Genomic DNA, 6,615 nt, shown 5'->3' with positions numbered 1-6,615 from the left:
GAACCCGAGCTTCGCAGCTCACGTAGGAAAACAACCCTTCGCTCCGGTAATCGCCGCCCCGCATCTCAAATCCTTCAACCTCAGTTGAAGGCGTCTGAATCACCTCAAGCGGCTCAAGGAAAGAGCCTTTTTCCGCAACCTGCTAAAGGGGAATTGTGCCAAAAACCCGGTGGGACTGGGGGGTATCTTGGGGAAGAATCCGTCGATCGACCTCTTGAAGGGGGTCTTGATCCTGCTCGTGATGGTGGGACATTCCATGGAACTGGCCCATGCGCAGCATCTGGCGCTGTGGATCGGGTCCGGATTCCGCATGCCGTTGATGATCGGCATATCGGGCTATCTGCTCAATATCGAGCGGCTGCGCAGCGAGACGCGGGATCATTTCTTCGGCCGCTATGGCGAGCGCATGCTGTTGCCCTGGCTGGTGGCGGCGATCGTCTATATGCTGGTGAGCGGCTGGCCTTTGTCGTGGCGCACGCCCATCGACCTGCTGCTGCGACCGCCCTTTCACCTCTGGTATATACCGGTGCTCTTCTTCCTGATTCTGGTTGCGCGCGCGGTACCGTTGCGACCGATTTGGCTGGTATGGATCGGCGTGCCGTTCAGCCTGTCGATCATGTACAGTTTCGGCCCGAATCTTGGCCCGATCGGATCGACCCTGCTGTCGCCCGACGGCCGCTATCTCCGCTATTCGGTCTATTTCTTCTTCGGCATGCTGATGGCCGAACGGGGGTTGCCGACCCGCTATCTGGGCGTCGCGCTCCTGACGGCGGGGCTGGGCATGGGATGGTGGTCGGAACTGGAGCATGACCCCAATATCTTCGCCTTCGTCCCCGCGCGGCTGCTGATGTGCCTCAGCCTCATCGCGTTGCTGCCGCGCTTTGCGGCGCTGCGCCTGTCCTTCGCCCCGATCAACCATATCGGGCGGGACAGCCTGTTCTTCTATCTATGGCATCCGCTGGTGATGGGGCTGATCATGGCCACCGGCATCGGTCCGGCATCGACGCTGGCGCTGTCCGTGCCGCTTCTGTACGGGCTGGGCCGGCTGTCGGCCAGCCATAAGGGGGTGCGGCGCTGGGTCGGCAGCGTGCCGCCGATCCGCCGGCGCAGCGAGGACGCGCCGCTGGAACCCGAGCCGCAGCCCGCTTAAATCTTGCCGTATTTCGCTTCGAACCCTGCAATGTCGCCGGCGGCGAGATATTTCGCCTGATCGACCCACTGGTCGCGGACCGGGCGGCCCTTGAAAGTGCCGAGCTTCGTATCGATCGCGGCGATGTCCGCATCGCTCCAGCCGGCGATCTGCGCATAGCGGGTCACGCCAAGGTCGATCAGCAGCGTCTTGAGCTTGGGCCCGACGCCCTTGAGGCGCAGCAGGTCGTCCTGTCCTTCCCCCACGACGGCGGCGACGGCCGGGGAAGCGGGAATCGGTTCGGGTTTTGGGGCCGGCTCCGGCGTTGGTGCGACCGGAGCAGGCGCGGGTTCGGGCGCCGTTTCGACAACGGGCTGAACGACAGGCTCCACCGCTGCGGCCGGTTCGACCACGATCGGAGCCGGGGGTGGGGTCGACGCGACCGGTGCGGCGATGATCGGATCGACATAGGGCAACGGCGTGGGCGGCGTGACAGGCGACGTCGCCGGCTCTGCGGTAGCGGCCGGCTCGATCGGCTGCTCCGCCTTGCGCCGGCCCGACAGGAGGAAGACGAGCGCGATGACGACCAGCAGGCCGACCAGCAGCCACAGTCCATAGTCCATGAAGAATTCCTGCATCGCGCGTCTCTCCCCTGCAAAAATGCTATACGCTATTTAAGGACGGTTTCCCTCGCGCCGCAAGGGTTTCAGCCTTTTTCCGCTTCGCGCGCGACCTCACGCCAGCCGATATCGCGGCGGCAGAAGCCGGTCGGGAAGTCGATCGCGTCCACCGCCGCATAGGCGGCAGCCTGCGCCGCGCCGACAGTGTCGCCGGTGGCGGTGACGTTCAGCACGCGCCCGCCATTGGCGACCAGCACGCCATCCCTGTCCGCCGTGCCGGCGTGGAACACCTTCGCCCCCGCCTGCTGCGCCGCGTCGATGCCGGCGATTGCGCCGCCCTTTTCAGGCGTGCCGGGATAGTTGTTGGCCGCCATGACGATGGTGAGTGCGGTACGGTCGGCCAGCTGGACCGGCCCCTGTTCGGCCAGCTTCCCCTGCGCCACGGCGAGCAACAGATCGACCAGATCGCCGTCGAAGCGGGTCATCAGCACCTGACATTCGGGGTCGCCGAACCGGGCATTATATTCGATGAGCTTGGGCCCTTCGGCGGTCAGCATCAGGCCGGCATAAAGCACGCCGCTATAGGGCATGCCTTCGGCCGCCATGGTATCGACGGTGGGTTTGATGATCGTTTCGATCACCTGGGCCTCCAGTTCGGGCGTCAGCACGCGGGCCGGGCTGTAAGCGCCCATGCCGCCGGTATTGGGGCCGGTGTCGCCATCGCCCACGCGCTTGTGATCCTGCGCAGAGCCGAAAGGCAGGATCGCGCTGCCGTCCGTCAGCGCGAAGAAGCTGGCTTCCTCGCCGGTCATATATTCTTCGAGGACGACTTCCTCGCCCGCCGCGCCGAACGCGCCGGAGAACATGGTGTCGAGCGCCTCGACTGCTTCGTCGCGAGTTTCGGCGATGATGACGCCCTTGCCAGCGGCAAGCCCATCCGCCTTGATGACCACCGGCAGCGCGAAATCGTCCAGCGCGGCGAGGGCGCCGTCCTTGCTGGTGACACGCAGATAGGCAGCGGTGGGGATGTTGGCGCGCTGACACATATCCTTGGTAAAGCCCTTCGACCCTTCCAGCTGCGCCGCTTTCTTGTTGGGGCCGAAGACCGGCACGCCCATGGTGCGGAGGTTGTCGGCCAGGCCGTCGACCAGCGGCGCTTCCGGCCCGATCACCACCAGGGCGATCGAATGGCGGATGCAGAAATCCAGCACGGTACGATGATCCGTCGCGTCGAGGTCGACCAATGTGGCATGCTCGGCTATGCCCGGATTGCCCGGCGCGGCGAAGAGCGTATCGAGCCGGGGCGATTGCGCCAGTTTCCATGCCAGCGCATGTTCGCGGCCGCCGCCGCCAAGCAGAAGGATGTTCATGTCGCCCATGTCCCCGGAATATGATGCCTATGACAGTTCGGGCCGCCTGTTAGCGGAGGAACGCGCGGGGGACAACGCGCCGCCGCTTTCGGTCAGCGAATTGTCGGGCCTGTTGAAGCGCACGGTCGAGGACCGGTTCGGCCATGTGCGGCTGCGCGGCGAGATTTCGGGGTTCAAGCGGGCGGCGTCGGGGCACCTTTATCTGGCGCTGAAGGACGAGAATGCCGTGCTGGACGGGGTGATGTGGAAGGGCGGCGCGCAGCGGCTGGCCTTTTCGCCACAGGACGGCGTGGAGGTGATCGCGACCGGCAAGCTGACCACCTATCCGGGCCGATCCAAATATCAGATCGTCATCGAGAAGATGGAGCTGGCCGGCGAAGGCGCGCTGATGGCGTTGCTGGAGAAATTGAAGGCCAAGCTGGCGGGCGAAGGCTTGTTCGCGGCGGAGCGCAAGAAGCCCCTGCCCTTCCTGCCGCGCACGATCGGCGTCGTGACGTCGCCCACAGGCGCTGTGATCCGCGACATTTTGCATCGGCTGGCGGATCGCTGCCCGACCAATGTGCTGGTCTGGCCGGTATTGGTGCAGGGTCAGGGCGCGGCCGAGCAGGTGGCGCGCGCCGTGCGCGGGTTCAGCGCGATGGACGGTAGCGGGCCGGTGCCCCGGCCGGATCTGGTGATCGTGGCGCGCGGTGGCGGGTCGATCGAGGATCTGTGGAGCTTCAACGAGGAGATCGTGGTGCGGGCGGTGGCCGACTGCACGATTCCGATCATCTCCGCCGTGGGGCATGAAACCGATACGACGTTGTGCGACTATGCCGCCGACCGACGTGCCCCCACGCCCACCGCCGCCGCCGAAATGGCCGTGCCGGTGCGGGCGGAATTACTGGCTGGGCTGGCGGAAATGGGCCTGCGCGCCGGGCGCGCTGTCCGGCGCGGGGCGGGTCAGGCGCGCGAACGGCTGGACATGCAGGTGCGGCTGATGCCGACGCCGGACACGTTGCTGGCGCCGCAGCGGCAGAAGCTGGATCAATTGTCCGACGGGCTGGTGAGCGGGCTGCGCCACCGGCTGGCCGATGCACGGGCGCATCTGGGGCAGGCGGGCGGCGCGCTGCGGCCGGCTTTGTTGCAGCAATATGTGGTGCGCGCGGGCGAACGGTTGGACCGGTTGCAGTTGCGGCCGGACTATCTGCAACGCGCCTTGTCGGAACGAGCCGTCGCCTTCGACCGGGTGTCGCGCCATTTCGCTTCGCTCGATCCCGACCGGCCGTTGCAGAAGGGCTATGCCCGCGTGATGGCGCAGGGCCGGTTGGTGCAATCGGTCACGGCGGCACAGGCGGCCGGCGCCGTGACGCTGCATTTCAAGGATGGTACGGTGAACGCCGCGATCGGCGATGCGCAACTTGAGTCGCAGGCCCCCGCCGCTCTATCCTCCCCACCCCGGCCCGCTCGCAAGGCGCGCGAGGCCGGCGACAAACAGCAGCAGGATCTGTTTTCCTGATGCTGCGCAAAGAGGCCTGACTGATGTTGATGTCCAACCGCGACCGGATCGCCCGGCTCCATTATATGCCCTACAGTTTCCGTGTGTTGCAGGCGGGCGACCATGTCGTCTGCGCCGTGACCGGGGAGAAGGTCGCGCTGCAGGATCTGCGCTACTGGAGCATCGCGCGACAGGAACCCTATGCCAGCGCCGACGCATCGGTGCAGGCGGAATTGAAGGCGCGCGGACCGCGATGAGGCGGATCGGCATCGCGCTGCTGCTGGCCTGCGCCGGGACGGCCGTGGCCCAGCCGGTCGCGCGTCCGGCGGCGGCAGGCGCGGACTTCCAGTTGAGCGGAACGGCGACGCAGGGTGGCATGATGACGGGCATTGCGCCGGTCGGGACGGTCGCGCTGAAGCTGGACGAGCAGCTGGTGCCGGTCGATGCCGACGGCCGATTCCTGATCGCCTTCGACCGGGATGCCGCGCCGACCGCGCGGCTTATCGCCCGGCTGCCCGATGCACGGACGGTCGAGCGCAGCCTGACCGTCGCCTCGCGCGCCTGGCGGATCGAGCGAATCGACGCGCCGATGCGGCCGACCAAGAGCACGGAAGCCTTTCTGGCGCTGCGCAAGCCCGAACTAGACGCGATCGCAGCCGCGCGCGACGTCGTCACCGACGCGCAGGGATGGCGGCAACGCTTCATCTGGCCACGGATCGGGCGGATATCCGGCCTGTTCGGATCGCAGCGCATCTATCAGGGCACGGCCGGCGCCTATCATGGCGGAGTCGACGTGGCGGGTGCGACCGGTCTGCCGGTGGTGGCGCCCGCCGATGGGGTGGTGATATTGGCGGCGGTGGACAAGCCCTTCACGCTGGAGGGACATTTGCTGATGATCGACCATGGTCATGGCCTCAACAGCGCCTTCCTGCATCTGTCGCGGATCGACGTGAAGCCGGGGGACCATGTGACCCAGGGCCAGAGAATCGGCGCGATCGGCGCCACCGGGCGCGCGACCGGGCCGCATCTGCATTGGGGCATGAAGTGGAACGACGCCCGGATCGACCCGCTGCTGATCGCGGGGCCGATGCCGAACGGGTTGTAATTATTTGACCCGGCGCGCGCGGACCGCGGGCCAGCCGTTGGGGCGCAGAAGATAGGTACCAAGAGCGGCCTTCTTCACCGTTACCGCCATGTTCGCCACCGGAACGCGGAACGCAATGGTTTCCAGTGTCTGCCATTGAGAGCCATCGGCCAGTTGCAGCCGCCACCGATCTCCTACGATTTGCTGAAACGAGACGATCGTGGACTTAATCTCGCTCAATGATTCCACGCGGTCGCTGGCGGCAGGGCTTTCAAGCTGAGGCGCGACTGGCGTCGCCAGGCCGAAACGCTCCCGTTCGTTCTGACGGACGCTCTCCTTGTCTATGACCGCCACTTGGTTATTAGCCTGTGCATCGCCGATCGCTCCGACCTGCTTGTCATAACAGGCCAGTCTGGCGTTTGCGTCAGCAACAGACCGGCACTGCAACATATCATCGAACAGCTTGGCCGGCGCCATCGGCTGCGCGTTGCGCGCAAAAGCCTGCGTCGCAAAGCCCAGTCCCGAAACCACCAGCCCACACACCAGTAACGAAGCCGTAAAAGTGACGCGCGTCATCATGCACTCCCGATATTCTTTCGTGCGGTGATGCGCATTGGGTTCATGCTTGGCAAGTCGGTAGCTAGCCCAGGCAGACAAAGAGCGATCGGCATCGTCGTGGAAAAGGTGATCGGAAGCCGTCCCGAGGACAGCAGGCGGGCGTCTAGCGGCAATATTTCACACTGTGTCATTTATGATACAACAGCGCCAAAAAGGCGCTACATCATAAGGCTCTGCCTTTACACCCTTGTGCCGCCCGCGCAGTTTGGCGGCAGTCATGGTGCGGTTCATGCTGTCGGGCATTTTTCTGAACCACATTCATGCAATTCAATGCAGCTCAAACTGCATACTCCAGAGCAAGGGACTGGATTGTGAAA

At 65.3% G+C, this 6,615-nt stretch carries 7 protein-coding genes; 4 read left to right on the top strand and 3 right to left on the bottom strand.

What is annotated here, in order from left to right:
* Positions 1-169: 169 nt before the first annotated feature.
* Positions 170-1,150: an acyltransferase family protein gene (locus tag F4U95_RS18315; RefSeq protein WP_343032340.1), complete on the top strand. Its 981-nt coding sequence runs from the start codon at positions 170-172 to the stop codon at positions 1,148-1,150.
* Here F4U95_RS18315 and F4U95_RS18310 read toward each other — a convergent pair.
* A complete protein-coding gene (locus F4U95_RS18310) occupies positions 1,147-1,767 on the bottom strand; it encodes a hypothetical protein (RefSeq protein ID WP_150426643.1) in 621 nt (206 codons plus the stop codon). The two genes, F4U95_RS18315 and F4U95_RS18310, sit on opposite strands and share 4 nt — an antisense overlap.
* A gap of 68 nt (positions 1,768-1,835) precedes the next feature.
* Entirely contained in the window at positions 1,836-3,119 is a 1,284-nt protein-coding gene (gene purD / locus F4U95_RS18305) for a phosphoribosylamine--glycine ligase (protein ID WP_150426642.1), read from the bottom strand.
* Positions 3,120-3,126: 7 nt separating this feature from the next.
* On the opposite strand from purD, the gene xseA reads away from it, so the two are divergent.
* From xseA to F4U95_RS18290, 3 genes are read left to right on the top strand one after another with little or no spacing between them, the layout of a single operon-like run.
* The gene (gene xseA / locus F4U95_RS18300; RefSeq protein WP_150426651.1) at positions 3,127-4,617 is read left to right on the top strand and encodes an exodeoxyribonuclease VII large subunit; all 1,491 of its coding nucleotides are present in this window, start codon (positions 3,127-3,129) and stop codon (positions 4,615-4,617) included.
* 23 nt (positions 4,618-4,640) lie between these two features.
* Positions 4,641-4,853: a DUF2093 domain-containing protein gene (locus tag F4U95_RS18295; protein WP_150426641.1), complete on the top strand. Its 213-nt coding sequence runs from the start codon at positions 4,641-4,643 to the stop codon at positions 4,851-4,853.
* Entirely contained in the window at positions 4,850-5,701 is an 852-nt protein-coding gene (locus F4U95_RS18290) for a M23 family metallopeptidase (RefSeq protein WP_150426640.1), read from the top strand. Before F4U95_RS18295 ends, F4U95_RS18290 begins: the two co-directional genes overlap by 4 nt.
* Here the strand turns inward: F4U95_RS18290 and F4U95_RS18285 are convergent, their stop codons facing one another.
* Complete coding sequence (locus F4U95_RS18285) at positions 5,702-6,259, bottom strand: hypothetical protein (RefSeq protein ID WP_150426639.1); 558 nt, start codon at positions 6,257-6,259, stop codon at positions 5,702-5,704.
* Positions 6,260-6,615: the final 356 nt, after the last annotated feature.

This window comes from Sphingobium limneticum (assembly GCF_008710165.1).
In the GTDB taxonomy this organism is placed as follows: Bacteria; Pseudomonadota; Alphaproteobacteria; order Sphingomonadales; family Sphingomonadaceae; genus Sphingobium; species Sphingobium limneticum.
The sequence above is the reverse complement of the archived record's forward strand: the minus strand, read 5'-3'. Positions and strand labels throughout refer to the sequence as shown.

Coding starts and splice junctions, on each gene's coding strand:
- F4U95_RS18310 (WP_150426643.1), bottom strand. CDS start 1,767: ATGCAGGAATTCTTCATGGACTATGGACTGTGGCTGCTGGTCGGCCTG.
- purD (WP_150426642.1), bottom strand. CDS start 3,119: ATGAACATCCTTCTGCTTGGCGGCGGCGGCCGCGAACATGCGCTGGCA.
- xseA (WP_150426651.1), top strand. CDS start 3,127: ATGTCCCCGGAATATGATGCCTATGACAGTTCGGGCCGCCTGTTAGCG.
- F4U95_RS18295 (WP_150426641.1), top strand. CDS start 4,641: ATGTTGATGTCCAACCGCGACCGGATCGCCCGGCTCCATTATATGCCC.
- F4U95_RS18290 (WP_150426640.1), top strand. CDS start 4,850: ATGAGGCGGATCGGCATCGCGCTGCTGCTGGCCTGCGCCGGGACGGCC.
- F4U95_RS18285 (WP_150426639.1), bottom strand. CDS start 6,259: ATGATGACGCGCGTCACTTTTACGGCTTCGTTACTGGTGTGTGGGCTG.